The sequence below is a fragment of the Thauera sp. ZXT1-4 genome (assembly GCF_052598215.2).
This window is the reverse complement of record NZ_JBQWSN020000030.1, coordinates 1-23,450: the sequence shown is the minus strand read 5'-3', so window position 1 is coordinate 23,450 and position 23,450 is coordinate 1. Positions and strand designations below refer to the sequence as shown.

Annotated in this window: 17 protein-coding genes and 1 tRNA gene; 13 read left to right on the top strand and 5 right to left on the bottom strand. The window is 66.3% G+C overall.

The window, feature by feature from the left end:
* Position 1: 1 nt before the first annotated feature.
* The 5 genes from ACUH78_RS16365 (at position 2) to ACUH78_RS16345 (ending at position 5,660) form a co-directional block, all read left to right on the top strand.
* Entirely contained in the window at positions 2-1,315 is a 1,314-nt protein-coding gene (locus ACUH78_RS16365) for an EAL domain-containing protein (protein WP_445334016.1), read from the top strand.
* 77 nt (positions 1,316-1,392) lie between these two features.
* Positions 1,393-1,809, top strand: coding sequence for a DUF2946 domain-containing protein (locus ACUH78_RS16360; RefSeq protein ID WP_445334017.1), 417 nt, complete (start codon positions 1,393-1,395; stop codon positions 1,807-1,809).
* A gap of 201 nt (positions 1,810-2,010) precedes the next feature.
* Positions 2,011-2,460: a copper chaperone PCu(A)C gene (locus ACUH78_RS16355; RefSeq protein WP_435751265.1), complete on the top strand. Its 450-nt coding sequence runs from the start codon at positions 2,011-2,013 to the stop codon at positions 2,458-2,460.
* A 138-nt stretch (positions 2,461-2,598) separates the two neighbouring features.
* Positions 2,599-4,680, top strand: coding sequence for a TonB-dependent copper receptor (locus ACUH78_RS16350; protein ID WP_445334018.1), 2,082 nt, complete (start codon positions 2,599-2,601; stop codon positions 4,678-4,680).
* Between the two features lie 218 nt (positions 4,681-4,898).
* On the top strand, positions 4,899-5,660 hold the full coding sequence (locus ACUH78_RS16345) for a Crp/Fnr family transcriptional regulator (RefSeq protein WP_510497574.1): 762 nt from the start codon (positions 4,899-4,901) through the stop codon (positions 5,658-5,660).
* A gap of 183 nt (positions 5,661-5,843) precedes the next feature.
* On the opposite strand, the gene lpdA is transcribed toward ACUH78_RS16345, so the two are convergent.
* The 4 genes from lpdA to ACUH78_RS16325 all read right to left on the bottom strand — a co-directional run bounded on the left by lpdA (position 5,844) and on the right by ACUH78_RS16325 (position 13,328).
* Positions 5,844-7,628 (bottom strand): dihydrolipoyl dehydrogenase, encoded by a 1,785-nt coding sequence (gene lpdA / locus ACUH78_RS16340; RefSeq protein ID WP_445334020.1) that lies wholly within the window; start codon positions 7,626-7,628, stop codon positions 5,844-5,846.
* Between the two features lie 10 nt (positions 7,629-7,638).
* Complete coding sequence (gene aceF, locus ACUH78_RS16335) at positions 7,639-9,288, bottom strand: dihydrolipoyllysine-residue acetyltransferase (protein WP_445334021.1); 1,650 nt, start codon at positions 9,286-9,288, stop codon at positions 7,639-7,641.
* A gap of 16 nt (positions 9,289-9,304) precedes the next feature.
* Complete coding sequence (gene aceE / locus ACUH78_RS16330) at positions 9,305-11,986, bottom strand: pyruvate dehydrogenase (acetyl-transferring), homodimeric type (protein ID WP_445334022.1); 2,682 nt, start codon at positions 11,984-11,986, stop codon at positions 9,305-9,307.
* Positions 11,987-12,167: 181 nt separating this feature from the next.
* On the bottom strand, positions 12,168-13,328 hold the full coding sequence (locus tag ACUH78_RS16325; protein ID WP_445334023.1) for an ABC transporter substrate-binding protein: 1,161 nt from the start codon (positions 13,326-13,328) through the stop codon (positions 12,168-12,170).
* A gap of 286 nt (positions 13,329-13,614) precedes the next feature.
* On the opposite strand from ACUH78_RS16325, the gene ACUH78_RS16320 reads away from it, so the two are divergent.
* The 8 genes from ACUH78_RS16320 (at position 13,615) to ACUH78_RS16285 (ending at position 22,748) form a co-directional block, all read left to right on the top strand.
* Positions 13,615-16,323, top strand: coding sequence for a PAS domain-containing sensor histidine kinase (locus ACUH78_RS16320; protein WP_445334024.1), 2,709 nt, complete (start codon positions 13,615-13,617; stop codon positions 16,321-16,323).
* Complete coding sequence (locus ACUH78_RS16315) at positions 16,298-16,936, top strand: response regulator transcription factor (protein ID WP_445334025.1); 639 nt, start codon at positions 16,298-16,300, stop codon at positions 16,934-16,936. The genes ACUH78_RS16320 and ACUH78_RS16315 overlap by 26 nt, the downstream gene beginning before the upstream one ends.
* Before the next feature lie 132 nt (positions 16,937-17,068).
* Positions 17,069-18,811: a potassium/proton antiporter gene (locus tag ACUH78_RS16310; protein ID WP_418365390.1), complete on the top strand. Its 1,743-nt coding sequence runs from the start codon at positions 17,069-17,071 to the stop codon at positions 18,809-18,811.
* A 71-nt stretch (positions 18,812-18,882) separates the two neighbouring features.
* Positions 18,883-19,758, top strand: coding sequence for a bifunctional methylenetetrahydrofolate dehydrogenase/methenyltetrahydrofolate cyclohydrolase FolD (gene folD, locus ACUH78_RS16305; protein WP_445334026.1), 876 nt, complete (start codon positions 18,883-18,885; stop codon positions 19,756-19,758).
* A 10-nt stretch (positions 19,759-19,768) separates the two neighbouring features.
* Positions 19,769-20,260 (top strand): 5-(carboxyamino)imidazole ribonucleotide mutase, encoded by a 492-nt coding sequence (gene purE / locus ACUH78_RS16300; protein ID WP_445334027.1) that lies wholly within the window; start codon positions 19,769-19,771, stop codon positions 20,258-20,260.
* A 10-nt stretch (positions 20,261-20,270) separates the two neighbouring features.
* Positions 20,271-21,440 (top strand): 5-(carboxyamino)imidazole ribonucleotide synthase, encoded by a 1,170-nt coding sequence (locus ACUH78_RS16295; RefSeq protein ID WP_445334028.1) that lies wholly within the window; start codon positions 20,271-20,273, stop codon positions 21,438-21,440.
* Between the two features lie 10 nt (positions 21,441-21,450).
* Positions 21,451-22,563, top strand: coding sequence for an L-threonylcarbamoyladenylate synthase (locus tag ACUH78_RS16290; protein ID WP_445334029.1), 1,113 nt, complete (start codon positions 21,451-21,453; stop codon positions 22,561-22,563).
* A 109-nt stretch (positions 22,564-22,672) separates the two neighbouring features.
* Positions 22,673-22,748 (top strand) — tRNA-Ala (locus ACUH78_RS16285).
* Positions 22,749-23,042: 294 nt separating this feature from the next.
* Here the strand turns inward: ACUH78_RS16285 and ACUH78_RS16280 are convergent.
* Positions 23,043-23,384, bottom strand: coding sequence for a DUF2188 domain-containing protein (locus ACUH78_RS16280; protein WP_329675076.1), 342 nt, complete (start codon positions 23,382-23,384; stop codon positions 23,043-23,045).
* Positions 23,385-23,450: the final 66 nt, after the last annotated feature.

Here is a 23,450-nt window from a genome sequence, read left to right as displayed (position 1 = left end):
CATGGACACCCTTACTCCGACCGGTTTTCTTGCCGCGCTGTCCGAGGTTTCGGCCCGAATCACCGAGCGGGACGAAGAGCGTGCCAGTGTGGGGGTGGTCGCGCTCTATGCCCAGCCCGACACCACCTTCTACCGCCTGCCGCTCGAACATCTGCGCGATCTGGGGCGCGAGATCGGCGGCCGGATCAGCGCCTGCCTGCGTCCGCGCGACACGGTGTTCCAGGTGGATGGCAAGGAGTGGCTCATCTCTCTGCCCGGCGTGGCGAGCGCTGGGGTGTTGACGCTCGCCATGCTCAAGCTCGAGCGCGCCTTCTCCGAGCACCCGGTGCGGCTCGATGGCGTGGCCTTGCCCCTGCGCGTGGTGTGCGGGGCTGCACTCTCCCCCGACCATGGGCGCGACGCTTTCCATCTCGTTCAGTCCGCCCGGATCGCGGGGCTCGTCGCCGGTCGATCGGATCGGACGAGCCTGGTCTACGAGGCCTCGATGGAGCGCAGTACGCCCACCTGTGCGACACTCGAGCGCGAGCTGCGTGAAGCCTTCGCCGGCGGACATGAACCTGAGCTGCACCTTCAGCCCAAGCTCCATGTCGCGAGCGGTCAGTGCCGTGGAGCGGAAGGCCTGCTGCGCTGGAAGGGCAGCGATGGCGTGTGGGTACCGCCGCCGGTGGTCATCGGTCTGATCGACCGTTTCGGCATGCGTCATCGCTTCAATCGCTGGCTGTTTCACCGCGCGGCCCAGATCATGAGCGAGTTGCGTGCGGAGGGGTTTGCGCTGGACCTGTCGATCAACCTCTCGGCGACAGATCTTTACGATGCCGAAGTTCCGGACCTCATCCGGCAGGCACTGGAAACCTGGCGGGTTCCTGCCGAGGGGCTGGTTCTGGAGATTACCGAGACGAGCATGGTCGACGAGAGCGCCGGGGCCAACGTGACCCGCGTGTTCCAACGCCTGCGCGAACTGGGGGTGAATTTTTCCATCGACGACTTCGGTACCGGTTTCTCCGGTATGAGCCGCCTCAGGTACTTCGCGGTGCAGGAGGTGAAGATCGACCGCAGCTTCGTCACCGATCTCGCGACCTCGCCGCGCGATCGCGAGATTGCCTCCTCCATCGTCGATCTCTCGCACCGCCTGGGAATCGTCGTCACTGCCGAAGGTGTCGAGAACGCGCAGACGGCAGCCCTGCTGGCGGAACTCGGCTGCGACCATCTTCAGGGTTTCCACTTCTCGCGCGCGATCCCCCTGCCCGAGTTCGTGCGCTGGCTGCAGGATCGTGTCGGCGCCGCGCCGATGATCGCGAAATTGCCGAAGGACTGATCGAGATCAAGTCCAGCGGGGTGTTGTGCATTAGAATACGGCCACATATCCGCCACGATCTCCGCACGACAGCCCTCATGCAACGCTCCCGCCAACGCCTCTTCGCCTGGGTCGCGATCTTCGCGATGCTGCTCAGCGCGCTGGCGCCGGCGATCAGTCGTGCCATGGGGCCGGACGAGAATGGCCGGTATTTCGTTCAGGTCTGCTCGGCGGCGGGCATCGAGTGGGTCGCCGTGAGCGCGGCAGAGGCCGAATTCTACGCCGACGTGGAAACGCGCGACGATGGAACGTCCGGAAAAGGCGGCGCCCTGTCGCTCGATCAATGCCCCTATTGCTCCGCCGCCTACACCACGACGCTGCTGCCGACCCTGGCTTCTCCCGAGGTCTTCTCCGTCCGTGGCGGCGAAGTTCTTCCCACGCTTTTCCTCGTCTCTCCGCGCCCCCTCTTCGTGTGGGCGTCTTCTCATCCGCGCGCGCCGCCTGCGCATGCGTGATCGAGCGGCGGCCTGAGCGCATCGCGCCCGGGCAGCCCCCACGTTTTACCCCTGGAAGCATCACCCCTTCGACGTCAGGCACGGCACGTCGCCCGTTTTGGGCGCACTTTGGTCCGAGCTCAGTCGCGCCACGTCCGCAGTTGCGGACGGTACGCCGTGACGCGTCCTGCCTGACGAGTTTTTTGCGCCCGGAGAGCAATGATGAGAAAGCCCCTGACGGCTGCGCTGCTGCTGGCGGCCAGCCTTTCGGTCAGCGCGCAGCAACTGACCGTGACCGAACCCTGGGTCCGTGCCACGGTGCCCCAGCAGAAGGCCACCGGCGCCTTCATGCACCTCAGATCCGATGCCGATGTCCGCCTTGTGGCCGCGGAATCGCCCGTTGCCGGCGTGGTCGAGATCCACGAGATGTCCATGCAGAACGATGTCATGAAGATGAGCCCCATCTCCGGTCTTGATCTGCCCGCCGGACAGGACGTCGAACTCAAGCCCGGGGGCTACCACGTCATGCTGATGGACCTCCGGCAGCAGGTGAAGGTGGGCGATGAGGTACCGCTACGCCTGGTCATCGAACGCCGCGACGGCAGCCGCGAATCCGTGGACGTCGTGGCCCCGGCCCGCCCGCTCAATGCCCGCATGCAGATGAAGCACTGATGCTTCGCCCGGCGCGTCGCCCGCTTGGCGAGTAGACGCCGGTGCATCGCGTGCATCGACCTTTTTCCGCTGTGTGCCGATGGCACGCGGCACCACTTGGCATTTTCACGCAGTTTTAGTCATCACTAGGAAAACGACATGAAGAAGACCTTCAAACGCCTGCCGCTCGCAATTGCGGTGTCGATGGCGATTCCGGCGCTCGCGCTCGCCCAGGAAGCGCGCCTGGACAGCGTGGTCGTCACGGCGCCGACCATGGACATGCCGCTGACCGTCACCACCGACCCCAAGGCGCCTCGCCAGCCGCTACCGGCGCACGACGGGGCGGATCTGCTCAAGAGCGTTCCTGGCTTTTCGGTGATTCGCAAGGGGGGCGCGGATGGTGATCCTGTGTTCCGGGGCATGTCGGGCTCGCGCCTGAGCATCCTGCAGGACGGCCAGGAGGTTCATGGCGGCTGTGGCGGGCGCATGGACCCGCCCACCGCCTATGTCTACCCTGAGTCCTATGATCGCGTAACGGTGCTCAAGGGGCCGCAGACGGTTCTCTATAGCGCCGGCAGCTCGGCCGCGGTCGTGCTCTTCGAGCGCGACATCGAGCGCATGATGCAGCCCGGCTGGAGCATGAACGGCAGCCTCACCTTCGGCAGCTGGGGCCGCAACGACCAGGTCTTCGATGCGAAGGCGGGCAACCCTGACTTCTACGCGCGCATCGGCGCCACCCGTTCCGACAGCGACAACTACGAGGACGGTGACGGCAAGGAGGTGCATTCCTTCTACACCCGCTGGAGCACGACCGGCGCAATCGGCTGGACCCCGGACGACAACACCCAGCTCGAGCTCAACTTCGGGCGCAGCGATGGCGAAGCCGCGTACGCCGACCGCGGTATGGACGGCACCAAGTTCGAGCGCGAGCATGTCGGTGTGAAGTTCGACAAGCGCAACCTCTCGCCGCTGGTACAGCGCATCGAGGCCAATGTCTATTACAGCTACATTGACCATGTGATGGACAACTTCAGCCTGCGACGGAAGCCGCCGGCGGCGCCGTTCTCGGTTAACAATCCTGACCGCGAAACGAAGGGCGCCCGCTTTGTTGCTACGCTTACCCCGGCCGATCAGTGGATGTTGAAGCTCGGGGCGGACTACAAGGACGACATGCATACGCTGCGCGCGATGCAGGGCGCCACGCCGCCCGCATACGCCAGTGCCGCCCGCAACAAGGATCTCGGTTTCGAGCGCTATGGTCTGTTCGGTGAGGGAACGTATTCCCTCGATGACATGCGCCGTGTCGTCGCAGGCCTCCGGTTCGACCAGCATGAGGGTACGGACTATCGGCGCGCGATCAAGGATGTTGCGGCAGGAAATATGCTCGCCACCTCGCCGAATGGTTTTGCCAATCAGAGCCGCGAGGAAAACCTGAAGAGCGGCTTCCTTCGCTATGAGAACGACTACGCGGGCGGAGCAGGGACGTGGTATGCCGGACTGGGCTATGTCGAGCGCTTCCCCGATTTCTGGGAGATGATGCGCGCTACGCCGATCTCGGGCACCTCGAACAGCGTGGCCGATGCTCGCGACTTCGGCAATCTCGACTACGAGAAGACGACGCAACTGGACATCGGCGCGAACTGGGCCCTCGGGGATGTGAGTGCTTCCGTTGCCGGCTTCTACAGCAAGGTCGATGACTACATGCTGCTGCGCTGGTGGCAGGTGGGCTCGACTGCAGTCGCGGACGTACGCAATGTCGATGCGACGCTCTACGGCGCAGAAGCGGATGTCACCTGGCGTTTTGCGGCGAATTGGAGTGCGACCGGCACCTTGGCATGGGTGCACGGCAAGAACGACACGGATGGCAAAGCGCTCGCACAACAGCCGCCGCTCGAAGGTCGCCTGGCAGTCGAATACAACGATGGCACCTTCTCGTACGGTGGTCTGCTTCGTCTGGTTGCCAAGCAGGATCGTGTCGATGTCGGCTCCGGCAGCATCGTTGCAGGTGGTAAGGACCTCGGTCCGACCTCTGGCTTCGCCACCTTGGCGCTGAATGCCGGATGGCGGCCGAACAAGGCGACCTTGCTCACCGTGGGGGTGGATAACGTCTTCGATCGCACCTATAGCGAGCACTTGTCGCAGGGCAGTGCCGCGATTTCGGGATACGAAGTCGCGGTTAACGAGATCATCAACGAGCCTGGCCGGACGTTCTGGCTGAAGGCTCAGGTTGCACTTGACTGACGTGCGTCGCGGCTGAGGCCGCAGGGCGGGCGTGTGCGGGGGGACGGCTCTGCCGTGACGCACATACCCGCCTGACAAGGCGCATCGTCCCGGAGGGGAACGGGATGAATACTGGATTGAAACGCTCTTACGAGCTGGGCCAGTTCGACTGCGGGTCGTGCACGGCCAGCGGGGCATCATCGTGCGGCGCGCTCGCCGCACTGATTTCGGCAGCCGGAATGCTGTCATTCAAATCATATGTCTTCGAGCCAGGGGCTGCGCTGATGCAGCGCGGGGCGCCTGCGCTCGGCGTTCACTTCGTGGTTTCGGGTGCCGTGAAGCTTGTGTGCGAGGACTTCGTTGGCAAGGAGCGCATCGTGCGCATTGTCCAGGACGGCGGAATCATCGGCCTGGAGGCCCTCACGGAGAGCCGGACGCGGCACGTTGCGCTTGCGCTGGACGAGGTCCGCACCTGCTGGATCGACGCGGTCAGGCTCCGGGATAGCCTGCAGCGCGTGCCGGAACTCCAACTGACGCTGCTACGCCAGATGCAGGCGGCCCTGCACGAGGCGGAGTCCTGGATTTCGGATCTGGCCAGTGGCACGGTGCCGGCGCGCGTGCGTCTGGCGCGGCTGCTGTTGCGCCTGCGTCTAGGCGGTGAGAATCGGGTGCGGCGGCTGAACCTGAGCGATGTGGGGGCCATTCTGGGGCAGACGCCCGAAACCGTATGCAGGGCGCTGAAGACCTTCACCCGCGACAAGGTGCTGGTGCCGCAAGGGGGGGGCATCGGCCAGCGCTTCTATCTGGCCGATATCGAGGCACTTCATTTGATCGCGCGAGATGGCGCGCCTGAGGTGGCGCGGGTCGAACCGGTCAAGCCGCCCTGTGCCAAGGGTGGCAAGCGCTGTCCGAAGTGCGCTACATGCGACCGCCAACCGACAGTGAACTGCATGGCGCAGGCGGTGGCCGCAAGTGATGTGCCGGCAGAGGCATGGAGTTGATCGCGGGCTGAAGTGCGACGCGGTTATTGCAGGGCAACCCGCGAACCGGGTTGCCCTGCGGTGGAGGCTTGCGGTGGTGCGTTGGAAGTGCGGGCCTCGTGTCCGCAAGCGTCTGAAAGCACGAGGGCGCCCAGGCCGTGTGGCGGGGCGCCCCTGCTTTGCGGCGTGGCCTGTCGCGCGGGATTACTTCTTGCGCATCGGCGGCAGGTCGGTGCAGCTTCCGTGAGCCACTTCGGCCGCCATGCCCACCGTCTCGCCCAGGGTCGGGTGGGGGTGGATGGTCTTGCCGATGTCGACCGCGTCGGCGCCCATCTCGATCGCCAGGCAGACCTCGCCGATCATGTCGCCAGCCGACGGGCCGACGATGGTGCCGCCGATGACGCGGTGGGTCTCGGCATCGAAGATCAGCTTGGTGAAGCCGTAGTCGGCGCCGTTGGCGATGGCGCGGCCGGATGCCGCCCACGGGAACTTGGCGGTCTCGACCTTCTTGCCTTCGGCCTTGGCCTGCGCCTCGGTGTAGCCGACCCAGGCCACTTCCGGATGGGTGTAGGCCACGCCCGGAATCACGGTGGCGTCGAACGCCGCCTTGTGGCCAGCGGCCACTTCGGCCGCGACGTGCGCCTCATGCACCGCCTTGTGGGCGAGCATGGGCTGGCCGATGATGTCGCCGATGGCGAAGATGTGCGGCACGTTGGTGCGCATCTGCGCATCGACCGGGATAAAGCCACGCTCGCCGACGATGACGCCCGCCTTGTCGGCGCCGATCTTCTTGCCGTTGGGCGCACGGCCCGCCGACTGCAGGATCATGTCGTAGCGCACCGGCTCCGCAGGGGCGCCTTCGCCTTCGAACTTGACCCACAGGCCATCGTCCTTCGCCTCGACGGCGACGGTCTTGGTCTTGAGCATGATCTTGTCGAAGCGGTGGGCGTTCTGCTTCTCCCACACCTTGACCGCATCGCGGTCCGGCCCCTGCATCAGGCCGTCCATCATCTCGACCACGTCGATGCGCGCGCCCAGCGTGGAATACACCGTGGCCATTTCCAGGCCGATGATGCCGCCGCCGATGACCAGCATCTTGCCCGGCACCTGGCGCAGTTCCAGCGCGCCGGTGGAGTCGACAATGCGCGGGTCCTTCGGGATGAAGGGCAGATGCACGGCGGCCGAGCCCGCGGCGATGATGCACTGCTTGAACTTCACGACCTTCTTGGCGCCGGTCTTGTCCTGGCTGGTGCCGGTGGTTTCCTCGACTTCGAGGTGATGCGGGTCGAGGAAGTGGCCGTAGCCGCGGATCACATCGACCTTGCGTGCCTTGGCCATGCCGGCCAGGCCGCCGGTGAGCTTGCCGATGACGCCGTCCTTGTGCTTGCGCAGCGCGTCGACGTCCACCGTGGGCTTGGCGAACTTGATGCCGGCCGTGTCGACGTGTTCGGCTTCCTCAATGACCGCGGCGACGTGCAGCAGCGCCTTGGACGGGATGCAGCCGACGTTCAGGCACACGCCACCCAGCGTTGCGTATCGCTCGATGATCGCGGTCTTGAGGCCGAGGTCGGCGGCGCGGAAGGCCGCCGAGTAACCGCCGGGGCCGGCACCGAGCACGACCATGTCGTACTCGACATCGGCGCCGCCGCTGTGCGCGGCGGCGGCAGGCGCAGCGACCGGAGCCGCGGAGGGTGCCGTCGCGGGCGCGGTGGTCGGGGCGGACGCCTCTGCCGAGGTCGCTGCCGAGGCAGTCGTTGACTCGACCTTCAGCAGCACCGCGCCTTCGCCGACCCTGTCGCCGACCGCGACCAGCACTTCCCTGACCACGCCGGCGGCCGAGGACGGTACGTCCATGGTCGCCTTGTCGGATTCGAGCGTGCAGATCGCGTCGTCGACCTTGATGCTGTCGCCGACCTTCACGAACAGCTCGATGACCGGTACGGAGTCGAAATCGCCGATGTCCGGAACCTTCACTTCCACTAGGCTCATGGCGATCTCCTTACAGCATCACGCGGCGGAAATCCGCCAGCAGTTGCGCGAGGTACACGTTGAAGCGGGTGGCCAGCGCACCGTCGATGACGCGGTGGTCCGCGGTCAGCGACATCGGCAGCGTCAGGCGCGGCACGAACTGCTTGCCGTCCCACACCGGCTTCATCACGGACTTGTTGACGCCGAGGATGGCGACTTCGGGCGCATTGACGATGGGGGCGAAGTAAGTGCCACCGATGCCGCCCAGCGAGCTGATCGTGAAGCAGGCGCCGGACATGTCGGCCGGGCCGAGCTTGCCGTCGCGCGCTTTCTTGGCCAGCGCGCCGGTCTCAGAAGCGATCTCGAACACGCTCTTCTTGTCGGCGTCCTTCACCACCGGCACGACCAGGCCGTTGGGGGTGTCGGCCGCGAAGGCGATGTTGAAGTACTTCTTGTAGACCAGGTTGTCGCCATCGAGGCTGGTGTTGAACTCGGGGAATTCCTGCAGCGCGCGCACCGAGGCCTTGATGATGAAGGCGAGCATGGTGAGCTTCTTGCCCGACTTCTCGTACTCCTTGTTCATCTGCACCCGGAAGGCTTCCAGGTCGGTGATGTCGGCATCCTCGTGGTAGGTCACCGCCGGGATCATCACCCAGTTGCGGGCGAGGTTCTGGCCGGAGATCTTCTTGATGCGCGACAGCGGCTTGACCTCGATCTCGCCGAACTTGGCGAAATCGACCTTCGGCCACGGCAGCAGATCAAGGCCGCCGGCCAGGCTTGCGCCCGCGGCAGCAGCCGGGGTCTTGCCCGGGACCACGCCGGTCGTCATCGCGCCCTTGATGAAGGCGGCGACGTCTTCCTTGAGGATGCGCCCCTTCGGACCGGTGGCCTTGACCTGACCCAGATCGACGCCCAGTTCGCGGGCAAACGCGCGCACCGAGGGGCTGGCGTGCACCTTGCCGCCTACCTTGACGGCGGAGGGTGCGGCCGCCGGCATCGAGGCCGGGGCGCTGGCGGCGGGGCCACCATCGGCCAGCGGGGCGGGCGAGGGTGCGGCGGCGACCGGGGCTGCTGGCGCAGCGGCAGGGGCGACCGGAACGGCGGCCACGGCGGCGCCTGCGGCCTCGACCTTCAGCAGTACGCTGCCTTCGCCGACCTTGTCACCGACCTTCACCAGCACTTCCTTGACCACGCCGGCGGCGGACGAGGGCACGTCCATCGTTGCCTTGTCGGATTCCAGCGTGGCGATGGCGTCATCGACCTTGATGCTGTCGCCGACCTTCACGAACAGCTCGATGACGGGCACCGCGTCGAAATCGCCGATGTCCGGCACTTTTACCTCGACCAGACCACCGGCTGCAGCCGCCGGGACAGGTGCGGCGGCAACCGCAGGCGCCGCGGCCGCAGCGGCAGCCGGTGCCGGAGTTGCAGCGGCAGCGCCCGACGCCTCAACCTTGATCAGCACCGTGCCTTCGGCAACCTTGTCGCCGATGCCGACCAGGATCTCCTTGACCACGCCGGCGGCCGTGGAGGGCACGTCCATCGTGGCCTTGTCCGATTCCAGCGTCGCGATCGCGTCATCGACGGCGATGGTGTCGCCGACCTTCACGAACAGCTCGATCACCGGCACGGCGTCGAAGTCGCCGATGTCCGGAACCTTCACTTCAATGAGTTGGCTCATGTTCTTGACTCCTTGCTCAGACCGACAGCGGGTTCGGCTTGGACGGGTCGAGCTTGTACTTGACCATCGCTGCGGCCACCTTGTCGCGGGCGATCGCGCCCTCGTCGGCCAGTGCCTTGAGCGCAGCCAGTGTGACCCAGTGGCGATCCACCTCGAAGAAGTGGCGCAGCTGCTCGCGGGTGTCGGAGCGGCCGAAACCGTCGGTGCCCAGCGTTACGTAGCTGCGGTCGAGCTGCGAGCGGATCTGCTCGGGGAACATGCGGATGTAGTCGGTGGCTGCGACGATCGGGCCCTCGAAGCCGGCGAGCTTCTGCTGAACGTGGCTCTTGCGGGGCTCTTCCATCGGGTGCAGCAGGTTCCAGCGCTCGATCTCATGGCCGTCGCGAGCCAGTTCGTTGAAGCTGGGTGCCCCCCAGATGTCGGACTCCACGCCCCAGTCCGTCTTGAGCAATTCGGCAGCAGCGATCACCTCCCGGAAGATCGTGCCCGAGCCCATCAGCTGCACGCGCGGCGCCTTCGCATCCGTGCCCTTGCGGAACAGGTACAGGCCCTTGAGGATGTCCGATTCCGCCCCGGCCGGCATCTCGGGATGTTCGTAGTTCTCGTTCATCACCGTGATGTAGTAGTACACGTCCTCCTGTTCGGCGAACATGCGGCGCAGGCCGTCCTGCACGATCACCGCGACTTCGTACTGGAAGGCGGGGTCGTAGCTGATGCAGTTGGGGATCATGTTGGCCATGATCAGGCTGTGGCCGTCCTCGTGCTGCAGGCCTTCGCCATTCAGCGTGGTGCGTCCGGCGGTGCCGCCGATCATGAAGCCGCGGGTACGCTGGTCGGCCGCCGCCCAGCACAGGTCCATCGTGCGCTGCAGGCCGAACATCGAATAGAAGATGTAGAAGGGGATCATCTGCACGTTGTGCACGCTGTAGGCCGTGCCCGCAGCGATCCAGTCGGCCATCGCCCCGGCTTCGTTGATGCCTTCCTGCAGGACCTGGCCGGTCTTGCTCTCCTTGTAGAACATGAGCTGGTCATGGTCTTCGGGCACGTAGTTCTGGCCTTCCTGGTTCCAGATGCCGTACTGGCGGAACATGCCCTCCATGCCGAAGGTGCGGCTCTCGTCAGGCACGATCGGCACGATGTGCTTGCCGATCTGCTTGTCCTTGAGCAGCGTGTTCATGATGCGCACCACTGCCATCGTGGTGGAGAGTTCGCGGCCTTCGCCCGAGGCCTTGAGCAGTGCGGCGAAGGCGTCCAGCCCTGGCACGGCCAGCGGCGCAGCCTTGGTGCGGCGCTGCGGCAGGAAGCCGCCGAGATCCATGCGGTGCTTGAGCAGATACTTGTATTCGGCCGAGTCCTCGGCGAACTTCAGGTAGGGCAGCTCCTCGAGCTGGTCGTCGGGCACCGGCAAGCCAAAGCGATCGCGGAAGCGGCGGATCGCGTCGATGTCCATCTTCTTCTGCTGGTGCGAGATGTTCATCGCCTCGCCCGCCTGGCCCATGCCGAAGCCCTTGATGGTCTTGGCGAGGATCAGCGTGGGCTGGCCCCTGTGCTCGCTTGCGGCCTTGTAGGCGGCGAAGATCTTGAACAGGTCGTGGCCGCCGCGGTTGAGCTGCCACACCTGGTCGTCGGTCCAGTCGGCCACCAGCGCCTTCAGCTCCGGCGTGTTGAAGAAGTGCTCGCGTACGTAGGCGCCGTCCTTGGCCTTGAAAGTCTGATACTCGCCGTCGCAGGCGTTCATCATGCGCTGCTTGAGGATGCCCTTCTTGTCGCGGGCGAACAGCGCATCCCAGGCCGTGCCCCAGATGACCTTAATGACGTTCCAGCCCGCGCCACGGAACTCGGATTCGAGTTCCTGGATGATCTTGCCGTTGCCGCGCACCGGACCGTCCAGGCGCTGCAGGTTGCAGTTGATGACGAACACCAGATTGTCCAGCTTCTCGCGCGCGGCCATGCCGATGGCGCCGAGCGACTCGACCTCGTCGGTCTCGCCGTCACCGAGGAAGGCCCACACCTTGCGTTGCTCGGCGCGGGCGGCGTCGATCATGCCGCGGCTGGCCATGTACTTCATGAAGCGCGCCTGGTAGATCGCGCACAGCGGGCCGAGACCCATCGACACGGTCGGGAACTGCCAGAAGTCTGGCATCAGCCAGGGGTGCGGGTAGGACGAGATGCCCTTGCCGCCCACTTCCTGGCGGAAATTGTCCATCTGCTCCTCGGAAAGGCGGCCGAGCATGTAGGCGCGCGCATAGACGCCGGGGACCGAGTGGCCCTGGAAGAAGATCATGTCGCCGTCGTGCTGCTCGGAGGGTGCATGCCAGAAGTGCGAGAAACCCACGTCGTAGAGCGCAGCTGCCGAAGCGAAGGAGGCGATATGACCGCCGACGTTGGTGTTCTTGTTCGCCCGCACCACCATCGCCATTGCGTTCCAGCGGATGTAGGAGTGGATCTTGATCTCCATGTCCGGGTCGCCCGGGTAGGGCGGCTGCTGCTCGGCGGGAATGGTGTTGATGTATTCGGTGTTGGCCGAGTAGGGGATGTTCACGCCTTCCTGGCGTGCGGTGGCGATCAGGTTCTCGATCAGATAGTGAGCACGCTCGGGGCCTTCGTGTTCGACGACGGCGGCGAGGGCTTCCAGCCACTCCTGCGTTTCCTGCGCATCCGTGTCGGCTTGCGGGAGAACGTTGCTGATTCCGGTCATGGTTTGTCTCCTCATGACGTTCAGTGAAGGATGCCTGCCCGGTAGGGCGGACGTTTTCTTGCTTGCAGGCGCGACCATGCCGACGGCTGCACGGCCAACTTTTCGAAATATAAAACGTGTTTTCGCATTGTGCAATCATTTTTCGTGGAGCGCAAAATGCACGTGTCTGCCGCGCATGCGCTCAAGGGGGCGGGTTGTCCTCCACGATGGCCTCGCGTGCAAAAACGACCTGCCCGTTGCGGATCTCGCCAAGGTGGATCTGGCGCGGGGCGTTCAGGGTTTCGTGGTTGTCCGGCGAGTAGGGGCGGCGGTAGGTCATGATTACGCCCTCCACCGCGGCCTTGAGGCTCTCCAGTGCCTCACGGATGCGCGGGCCCTCGGTGCTGTCGGCCTGGCGGATGGCAGCGGCGAGCAGGAGCATGGAGTCGTAACCCTGCGCTGCCGCCGGGGGTACTGGGATGCGCGAGGTGCCTGTGAGCCCTTTCCAAGCGTCGAGGAAGGCGGCTTGACGCGGGTTGCGCGCGACCTGGATGAAGGTCTGCGGCATGCGTGCGCCCTCGGCATTGGGGCCGGCGCTTTCGATGAAGTTGGACATCGCAAGCGTCCAGCTGCCGATGATCGGCACCGCCCAGCCCATGCGCGCACGCTCATTGGCGATGTGCGCCAGCTCTGGGCCGATGCCGTAGGTGAGCAAGGCCTGTGCGCCGGCGGTGCGGGCGCGCTCGAGCAGTGGCCGCATGTCGGTCTGGCGTAGCTGGAAGCGCTCGACCGAGACCGGTGCGATCCCGCGACGCCCGATCGCCTGCTCGAGGTCGTCCTTGCCCAGCACGCCATAGTTGGTGGCGTCGTGCAGGATCGCCAGACGAGTGAGCCCGCGTCGGTCCATGGCCTCCTCCACGATCACCTCGGCCTGCAGGGTGTCATTGGCCGAGACACGGAAGACATAGTTCTCCGGAAACGCCGGTGGCTGGAATTGGCGAGTGATCAGCGAGCCGGTGGCGACCGAGGTGATCACGGGAATGCGTGCGGTCTGATAGTGACGCTGACTGGCAAGCGCGACCCCGGTGTTGACGATGCCGAGGCCCGCCACCACGCGCTCGCGATTGACGAAGTCGCGCACGATGAGGGCCCCGAGCTCGTTGCTGGCTTCGTCGTCACGCTCGACGAGTTCCACGTAGCGACCGAGCACGCCGCCGTTCGCATTGATCTCCGCCGCCGCAATGCGTATGCCGTTGCGCATCGACAGGCCCATGGGTGAGGAAGGTCCCGAAAACGGACCGGATACGCCGATGCGCAGCCTCGCGCGCTGGGTGGTGCTCGCCGGGCGTTGCCAGCCGCTCATGTCGGGCGCCTGTGCCGATGCTGCCTGGACCGCCGCACAGGGCGCGAGAAGCAGCATGCGGAGGAGGGCGCGCCGACGCGGCGCAAAGTGCGCGTTCATGGCCTCACTGTAGGCAGGGGGGCGGACATCGACAACTTGGCGAAAACCCCGACGGTCGAACCGGGAGGCCTCTCCCGTGCATGACGAAAGGATGACGCGTTAGGGTTACACCGGATGACGGCAGGCGCGCCGGATCGACCAGAATCCGGCACCCGACCTTCGGTGGCCCCGTCGCTGCAATCCGCCCATGCAATCGCCAGCATCCTCCCCGGCCGCGCCGCCACGCTGGTACTGGGCCGTTCCCCATATTGCCCTCGCCCTGTTCGCGGTTTCCATGCTTGCGCTGGTCGCGCTGCTGCAATCGCGCGAAACCGGCATCGAACGCGAGGCCCTCGCGCGCGACCTGCAATGGACCGAGCAGTCCGTGCGCCGGACCATGCTCGGCACCGAGGAGTTCCTCGTCCAGCTCGCGCGTGACCTGTCGGCCGGTACGCTCGATCACGATGCCTTCCAGTTGCGCGCCAACGAGCACCTTGCGCTGAATGCGGCACTCACGAACATCGTCTGGGTGGGGCGCGATCAGATCGTCCGCTGGTCGGCACCCTTCGATACCCAGGACTGGCTGGCCGGTGAGCGCCTCGGTGACGCCCATGTACAGGGCTTCCAGCAGAGCGCGCTGTCCTTTCGTTTGGCGTACGGGCGCCCGCATGTGCGCGAAGGGCTGGGCGCGGAGCTCGAGGCGTTCGCACCCGTCCAGCGCCAGGGCGAGTTGCTGGGTGTGATCCTCGCGGTCTACTCGGTCGAGCGCATGGTCACCCGGCTGGTGCCCGACTGGTTCGCGGAGAAATACCGCCTTGCGGTCGTCGATGCGGAGGGGGAGGTGCTGGCTCTGAGTTCGGCGCTTCCGGCGCAAGACCGCCACATCGCACTGGAACTTCCGCTTGCGCCGCCGGGCAACGGCATGGCGCTGCAGGCAATGGCCTTTCCCGCCGGCGGTATGGCTGCGCGGGTGCTGCCGCCGGTCCTCATCGTCGGCTTGTCGATGCTGGTGCTGTGGAGTCTGTGGATGCTGCGCAGACATGTCCTGCGCCGCGTGCAGGTGGAGAAGGAGCGCGACCGCCTGTTCAATCTTTCGCTCGACATGCTGTGCGTGGTCGATCTGGAAGGTCGTTTCCGGCGCTGCAACCCCGCCTTCGAGCGGGTGCTCGGCCACGACCCGCAGACGCTGCCCGGACGTGCCTTGATCGACCACGTTCACCCGGAAGACGTGGCGCAGACACTCGGCATGTTGCGGCGACTGATGGATGGCGAGCCGGTCAACTTCGAGAACCGCTGCCGCTGTGCGGACGGCAGCTACAAGTGGCTGGTGTGGAGCATCAACCCGGTGCGTGATGAGGGGCTGGTGTATGCCGTCGCGCACGACATCACCGGACGCAAGGCGACCGAAGACGCGCTGCGCGCGGAGTCGGCCTTTCGTAAGGCGATGGAGGACTCGGTCATCACTGGCCTGCGTGCCATCGACCTGAGTGGGCGCATCATCTATGCCAACACGGCCTTCTGCCGCATGCTCGGCTTCGAGGAGTCGGAGCTGATCGGGGCCGAGCCCCCGTTCCCGTACTGGCCGGAGGAGCAGCGCGAGGTGTGCGAGCGTAACCTGTCGCTGACGCTGTCGGGCCAGGCGCCGCGCAGCGGCTTCGAGATGCGCATCCGGCGCAAGAACGGGGAGCGCTTCGATGCCCGCTTCTATCTTTCGCCCCTGATCGACCTGACCGGGCGCCAGACCGGCTGGATGGCCTCGATCACCGACATTACCGAACCCAAGCGCGTGCGCGCAGCCCTCGAAGCCGCGCACGAGCGCTTCGAGGCGGTGCTGGACGGACTCGATGCAGCCGTGTTCGTGGCCGATGCGCGCACGGACGAGATCCTCTTCGCCAACCTCGCCTTCAAGCGCATCCACGGCTTTGATGCCGTGGGGCGCACCGTTCCCGGTGTGGGCGTGCCCCAGCCCGAGCGGGGCGACTATCGCGCCGACCCGCGCGCACTGGCGCAGGCCGATGTGCCGCGCGAGCTTTTCGATGGCGAGCTGCAGCATCCGCTTTCGGGGCGCTGGTACCACGTGCGCGAGCGTGCGACACGCTGGGTGGACGGTCGTGTGGTGCGCATGGGCATCGCCACTGACATCACCGACCGCAAGCAGACCGCAGAGCTGGCGCGCCAGCAGCAGGAGCGGCTGCAGCGCACCGCCCGACTGATCACCATGGGCGAGATGGCGTCCACGCTGGCGCACGAGCTCAATCAGCCGCTGTCCGCGATCGCAAACTACTGCTCCGGCTCGGTAACGCGCCTGCAGTCGGGCAAGGCCCGGCCGGAAGACGTACTGGCGGCCATGCAGAAGGCCGCAGCCCAGGCCGAGCGCGCGGGCAGGATCATCCGCAGCGTGCGCGAGTTCGTGAAGAAGAGCGAGCCGCGGCGTGCACCGCTGGACATGGGTGAGGTGCTCGAGGATGCGCTGGGCTTTGCCGACATCGACGCCCGACGCACCGGTACGCGCATCCAGACCGAGATCGAACCCGGCCTTCCGCCCGCCTTCGCTGATCGCGTCATGATCGAGCAGGTGCTGCTCAACCTGATCCGCAACGGGATCGATGCGATGCTCGATACCCCCAGGGCGCAGCGGGTGCTCGTCATCCGCGTGCGCGCGTTCGGACCCGCGGCGCTGGAGGTGGCCGTTGTAGATCGCGGGCACGGTATCGGGGAGGAGGGGCGGCGGCAGCTATTCACCCCCTTCTACACCACCAAGGTCGATGGCATGGGCATGGGGCTGAACATCTGCCGCTCGATCGTGGAGTTCCACAATGGGCGACTGATTGTCGACGCGAACCCCGAAGGCGGTACCATATTCGCGTTTACCCTGCCGACGGAGGCTTCCAGTGAGCGGATTGCCCGCAGCGCCTGATCAGATCGTTCATGTCGTCGATGACGACGAAGCCCTTCGCGACTCTCTCGTCTGGATGCTGGAGGCAAACGGCTACACGGTTGCGGCGCATGCGTCGGCCGATTCCTTCCTCGTCGGGCTGACGGACGGCATGACCGGTTGCGTGCTGCTCGACGTGCGCATGCCGGGCATGAGTGGGCTCGAACTGTTCGAGGAGCTGCAGCGACGACGCTGCGGGCTGCCGGTGGTCTTCATCACAGGCCACGGCGATGTGCCGATGGCCGTTTCGGCGCTCAAGCAGGGCGCGGTCGACTTCATCGAGAAACCCTTCGGCGAACAGGACATGCTGCGCCTGGTCGAACACTGCCTGAAGCTCGAAAGCGAAACGCGCGGGAAGCGGCAGCAGGAGGCGGAAACCGCGCGCCGGCTCGCGCAGCTCACGCAGCGCGAGCGCGAGGTGCTAGACCTGATCATCGTCGGCAAGCTCAACAAGCAGATCGCCGATGTTCTGGGCATCAGCATCAAGACGGTCGAGGTACATCGCGCGCGCGTCATGGAGAAGATGGGCGCGCACTCGCTGGCCGAACTGGTGCAGAACATCGTTTCACTCGAACCGGGCGCCGTGGTGCGCTGACCTGCCGCAGAGGCCGCCTGGGTACTGCGCTGACGGGCGTGCCCGCCAGCGTGCGCGCACGCTGCCACGGGCGCGTTCCCGGCCCTGTCCGTGCGGTGCCCTGTGCACCGCCCCAACAACACAAGATTCAGAATGACCGGAATCAACGCTCTCTTCCTCCTCACCGGCCTGCTGCTGTTCATCAGCGTGCTGGCCAGCACGATCTCGGCGCGGCTCGGCTTGCCGCTGCTGCTGCTGTTCCTCGGCGTCGGCATGCTGGCCGGCAGCGACGGGCCGGGCGGCATCGTGTTCGAGGACTTCTTCTTCGCCTCCATGATCGGCCAGGCAGCGCTGTCGGTGATCCTTCTCGATGGCGGTCTGCGCACGCGGGTGAGCAGCTTCCGGGTCGGCCTCAAGCCTGCAGCAGTGCTGGCCACCTGGGGCGTGGTGGGCACGGCCGGGCTGCTGGGCATCTTCGCCACCTGGCTGCTCGACGTCGACTGGCGGCTCGGTTTGCTGCTGGCGGCCATCGTGGGGTCGACCGACGCGGCGGCGGTGTTCGCCCTGTTGCGCAACAGCGGCGTGCGCCTGAACCAGCGCGTGCAGGCCACGCTCGAGATCGAGTCCGGCGCGAACGACCCGATGGCCATCCTGCTCGTCACGGCGCTCGTCGGTGCGCTGCTGCAGCCCGAGACGGCGAGCGTGAAGGACTTCGTATGGATGCTGGTCAGCCAGCTTGGCCTCGGCGCACTACTCGGGCTTGCGGGGGGCTGGGTGCTATCGCGACTGATGGCGCGGCTGAAGTTGCCCGAAGGCCTGTATGCGCTGCTGATCCTTTCCGGTGGAACGCTGGTCTTTGCTGCCACCAATCTGCTCAACGGCAGCGGCTTTCTGGCGGTGTATCTGGCCGGGGTGGTGGTCGGCAACCGGCGCTCGCATGCGACGGAGCACGTGCTGCGCGTCATGGACGGCCTGGCCTGGCTGGCGCAGGCGGGCATGTTCGTGGTGCTGGGCCTGCTGGTGACGCCGTCCCAGCTGTTTGACCATGCGGCGGAGGCCGTCGCGATGGCGGTGTTCCTGATGCTGGTCGCGCGCCCGCTGGCGGTCGTGATCGGTCTGGCGCCTTTCCGATACAAGCGCAACGAGCTCGCCTACGTGAGCTGGGTGGGGCTGCGTGGGGCGGTGCCGGTCGTACTCGCCATCGTGCCGGTGGTCATGGGGGTGCCGGAGTCCCGCCTGCTCTTCGACGTCGCCTTCGCGGTGGTGCTGCTGTCCCTGCTGGTGCAGGGCGCAACGGTGCCGATGGCGGCGCGCTGGCTCAAGGTGGAGGTGCCGCCGCGTGATGAGCCGCGCGACAAGCGCGAGGTGTGGGTGGGTGACGAAGCTGCGGTGGATCTGCTCGAGTACGGCGTGGTTGCGGGCTCGCGTGCCGAAGGGCAGCATCCGGACGACATCAGCGCCGAGTTCGAGGGGATCGACGTGCGCTGCGTCGCGCTCGTGCGCGGCGGGGCATTGCAGCGACTCACCGTGGAGACGCGGCTGATCCCCGGGGATTCGGTGTGGTTCATCGCACCGGATGAGGTGGCGGACCGGATCGCGCGCATGTTCGGCGGCATGGGGGGCAACCTCGGCGCGAATGCGAGCTTCTTCGGCGAATTCGTCGTCGATCCCGAGTGCCTTGCCGGCGATCTGGCCGACGCCTACGGGCTCGGCATCGACGCGCGCGAGCGCACGCTCACGGTGGGGCAGATGCTGCTTCAGCGGCTCGGCCGCGCAGTGGTCGTAGGCGACCGTGTGCAGATCGGTGCCTTCACCCTCACTGTGCGCGAGATGAGCGAGGCCGGCGCCCTGACCTCGGTTGGCCTCAAGTGCCCCGCGCCCGTCAGCCTGCGCTGAAGCGGTTGGTCGGGGCGCGTCCGGGGGGCTCCAATGCTGTAAAATCCTGCTCTTTTTCAGGGGCTCTACCGATGACCGCTCGCATCATCGACGGCAACGCGCTTTCCGCGCAGGTCCGTGGCGAAATCGCTGAGCGTGCCGCAGCATTGACGGCGCGTGGTGTGCAACCTTGCCTGGCGGTCATCCTGGTCGGAGGAGATCCGGCGTCGGCGGTCTACGTGCGCAACAAGGTCGCCGGTTGCGAGAAGGCCGGCATCCGCTCGCTGCGCTTCGACTACCCCGAGAACGCCACTCAGGACGAGGTGATGGCGAAGCTCGCCGAGCTCAACGCCGACCCGTCGGTGCATGGCATCCTGGTACAGCTGCCCTTGCCGAAGCATCTGGACGAAACCGCAGTGCTCGAAGCCATCGACATCAAGAAGGACGTTGACGGCTTTCACGCCGAGAACGTCGGCCGCCTGTCGCAGAACCGCGAGGCCTTCATCCCTTGCACGCCGCATGGCGTCATGAAGATGCTCGAGAGCACCGGCACGCAGGTGCAGGGCGCCGAGGCCGTCGTGATCGGCCGCTCGAACATCGTCGGCAAGCCGATGGCGATGCTGCTGACCAACGCTGGTGCCACCGTCACCGTCTGCCATTCGAAGACGAAGGACCTGGCCTTCCACACACAGCGCGCCGACATTCTGGTCGCGGCCATCGGCAAGCCGCGCTTCGTCACCGGTGACATGGTCAAGCCCGGCGCAACCGTCATCGACGTCGGCATCAACCGCCTGCAGGACGGACCCGACGCCGGCAAGCTGTGCGGCGACGTGGATTTCGAGTCGGCCAAGACCGTGGCCAGCGCCATCACCCCGGTGCCAGGCGGCGTGGGGCCGATGACGATCACCATGCTGCTCGAGAACACCGTGATTTCCGCCGAGCGCACCGCGCGTGCCTGTGGCAAGTAAGGACAGCGAGATGAGCGAAACCAAACCCGTCGTCGGCATCATCATGGGCTCCAACTCCGACTGGCCCACGATGAAGGCGGCCGCGAAGATGCTGGAAGACTTCGGCGTGGCCTTCGAGGCCAAGGTCGTCTCCGCCCACCGCACGCCCGACCTGATGTTCGAGTATGCAGAGGCCGCGAGCGGTCGCGGGCTCAAGGCGATCATCGCCGGCGCGGGCGGCGCGGCCCACCTGCCGGGCATGGTCGCAGCCAAGACTACGCTGCCAGTGCTGGGCGTGCCGGTGCAGTCGAAGGCGCTGTCGGGGCAGGATTCGCTGCTGTCCATCGTGCAGATGCCCAAGGGCATCCCGGTCGCCACCTTCGCCATCGGCGAGGCGGGGGCGGCCAACGCGGGCTTGTTCGCGGTGGCGCTGCTCGCGGTCGAGGACGTCGCGCTGGCGCAGAAACTCGCCGACTTCCGTGCCCGCCAGACCCAGGCGGTGCTCGACATGACCCTGGATTGAGAGCCGCATCATGATCCTCCCGCCTGCCACCCTTGGCATGCTCGGCGGCGGCCAGCTCGGCCGCTTTTTCGTTTCGGCCGCGCACGAGATGGGCTACAAGGTCTGGGTGCTCGACCCCGACCCGCACAGCCCCGCCGGTCTCATCGCCGACCGCCACCTGGTCGCCGCCTACGACGACTACGTCGCGCTCGACACGCTGGGCAGCGAATGCGCCGCGGTGACGACCGAGTTCGAGAACGTCCCCGCCGACACGCTGGACTACCTGACCAAGTTCATCCCGGTACACCCGGCGGCGAGCGCGGTCGCGGTGTGCCAGAACCGCATCGCCGAGAAGACCTTCCTGGCCGACAACGATTTGCCGCACGGCCCCTTCGCGGTCATCCGCAGCGAGGACGACGTACGCAACGCCAACGCCGGCCTGTTCCCCGCCATCCTCAAGGTCGCGCGCTTCGGCTACGACGGCAAGGGCCAGGCCCGCGTCGCCGACCGTGACGAGGCGGTGGCCGCCTTCCAGCACTTCAAGGGCGAGCCCTGCGTGCTGGAGAAGATGCTGACGCTCGACTACGAAGTGTCGGTGGTGCTGGCGCGCGACGAGGCGGGCAACGTGCGCAGTTTCCCGACGGGCGAGAACCGTCACCGCAACGGCATCCTCGACGTGACCATCGCGCCGGCGCGTGCCTCCGCCTGCCTTCGCGACAATGCGCAGGAGATCGCCGAGCGCATCGCCGAGCGGCTCGGCTACGTCGGCACCCTGGGCGTGGAGTTCTTCGTCTGCCGCGGCGAGCTGTTCGTGAATGAAATGGCGCCGCGCCCGCACAACAGCGGCCACCACACCATCGACGCCTGCGACGTCAGCCAGTACGAGCAGCAGGTGAGGGCGCTGTGCGGCCTGCCACTGGCAATGCCGCGCCAGCACTCGGCGGCGGTCATGGTCAATCTGCTCGGCGAGCTGTGGTACGAGGACGGCGAGGGCGAGGCTGGAAAGAACCATGGCGCCTACCGCGAGCCGGACTGGTCGGTGCTGCACGCCGTGCCCGGCCTGCGTCTGCACCTGTACGGTAAGCATCACGCCCGCCCGGGGCGCAAGATGGGCCACTTCGTGGTGACCGGCGATGATGCCGTCGCGGTGTTTGAGCGAGCGCTGGCTGCGCGTGCCGCGATCGGCATCCGCGACGAGTGAGCATACGGCGATGAGCAATACCGGGGCCAAGCCGCGCGGCCGCATCGAATCCGCCACGCCGGGCGCGATCGCCGAGGCGGCCGCCCTGCTGCGCGCGGGCGAGCTCGTCGGCATGCCCACCGAGACGGTGTATGGGCTGGCCGCCGACGCGCTCGACCCAGCGGCGGTGAAGAAGATTTTCGTCGCCAAGGGCCGCCCCGCCGACCACCCACTGATCGTGCATCTGCCCTCGGCCGAACACCTGCCGCAGTGGGCCGCTGCCATCCCCAAGGATGTGCTCGCGCTCGCGCGCGCCTTCTGGCCCGGCCCGCTGACGCTGATCCTCAAGCGCACGCCCGAGGTGCCCGACGAGGTGACCGGTGGCCAGGACACGGTCGGCGTGCGCGTGCCCTCGCATCCGGTCGCGCTTGCCCTGCTGCGCGCCTTTGACGGCGGCCTGGCCGCGCCCAGCGCCAACCGCTTCGGCCGCATCAGCCCGACTACTGCCGCGCATGTTCATGAAGAGCTGGGCGAACGGGTGGCCATGATCCTCGACGGCGGAGCCTGTGAGGTCGGCATCGAATCCACCATCCTGGATTTTTCGCGGGACGTGCCGGAGATCCTGCGCCCGGGCGCGATCGGCCCGGAGGACATCGCCCGCGTCATCGGCCGTTGGCCGCGCGTGCGGGGGGAGGCGCAGCCGGAGATCGATGCGACAGCGGCGGAGCAGGGGCGTGCAGAGCTTGCCGGCGGCGGGGCCACGGGCGCGGTCGCGTCTGCCACAGTCGATTCCGCCCCGCGCGTCTCCGGCGCGCTGGCCGCCCACTACGCCCCGCGCACGCCGCTGTGCCTAGTCGAGCCCGCGCTGCTCGTCGATGAGGCCGTCGCGCTCGCGGGCGAGGGCAGTCGCGTCACCGTCCTCGCCCATTCGACCGCCGATCCGCACGACGCCCGCCTGACCTGGCGCACCCTGTCGGCCGATCCCGCCGCCTATGCGCAGGGCCTGTACGCCAGCCTGCGCGCCCTCGACGCCCTTGGCGCCGACTTCATCCTGATCGAAGCGCTCCCCGGCGGCCCCGGCTGGCGCGCGGTTGCCGATCGCCTGGGCCGCGCGGCGGTCGGCTCGGGCGCCGCTGAGACTTAGGCACGAGCCCCCTCAGCCGGTCGCAGCGGAAAGGTCGTGGAGCTTCCACGGGAAGCCGGGACGGGGCTTCCATTTCGATCGTCTGCTCTCTATAATGCGCGCTCTTTCAGGGCCGATAGCTCAGCTGGGAGAGCGCTGCGTTCGCAATGCAGAGGTCGGGAGTTCGATCCTCCTTCGGTCCACCAAAATTCAGCGCCCAACTGTTCTCAGTTGGGCGTTTTCATTTGTGCTTCCCGCATGACACGCGGGGTTCCCGCACATTATGCGTGTGCGACCGAGGTCCTATGGCCTGGCAGGAACATCCCCGGTTGCCCTCCGTTCCGCCCTCTCTTCTCTCGAAATCGGCGCTAACTTCTTCGCCGTGGCACACGCAGACGGCGTTGTTCGTCAATCACTTATGCGTGCGCCGACGGAAATGGTTGGCTCGCGGGTTTGCACGAGCAAAGCAGAACGGCAAACCCGCGAGGCCAGCCTCCACGTCACCCCTTGGGCGGGAACGGATCGTCACCGTAGCTGTTGCGCTCACGGATCTGGCCGTTCCGCCCTTGGATGAGCATCTCGCTCTGCTGGTTGATGGCGATGTCCCGCGCACGGTCAATCGCCTGTTGCTGCGTGTTATGGATGGAGGTGAGACGGTCGTTGCCTTCTCCCCGCACACCCCATTGATCGCCGCCGTTGATGGGTACGACCCATTGGTTCTTTCCGCTCATTTCAATCTCTCCAAAAAATGAAAAAGTCAGGCTCTTGAAGTCAGCGCGAGCCAGGCGCTTCGGTGCTGAATTCATGTCATGACGTTCGCCCCCTTTCCAGTTGCCGAACACGGCATCGCATACACCTGAATCCGTGTTCGCTTAGCCGGAAATCCAGCCTAACGCATTGATGTAATT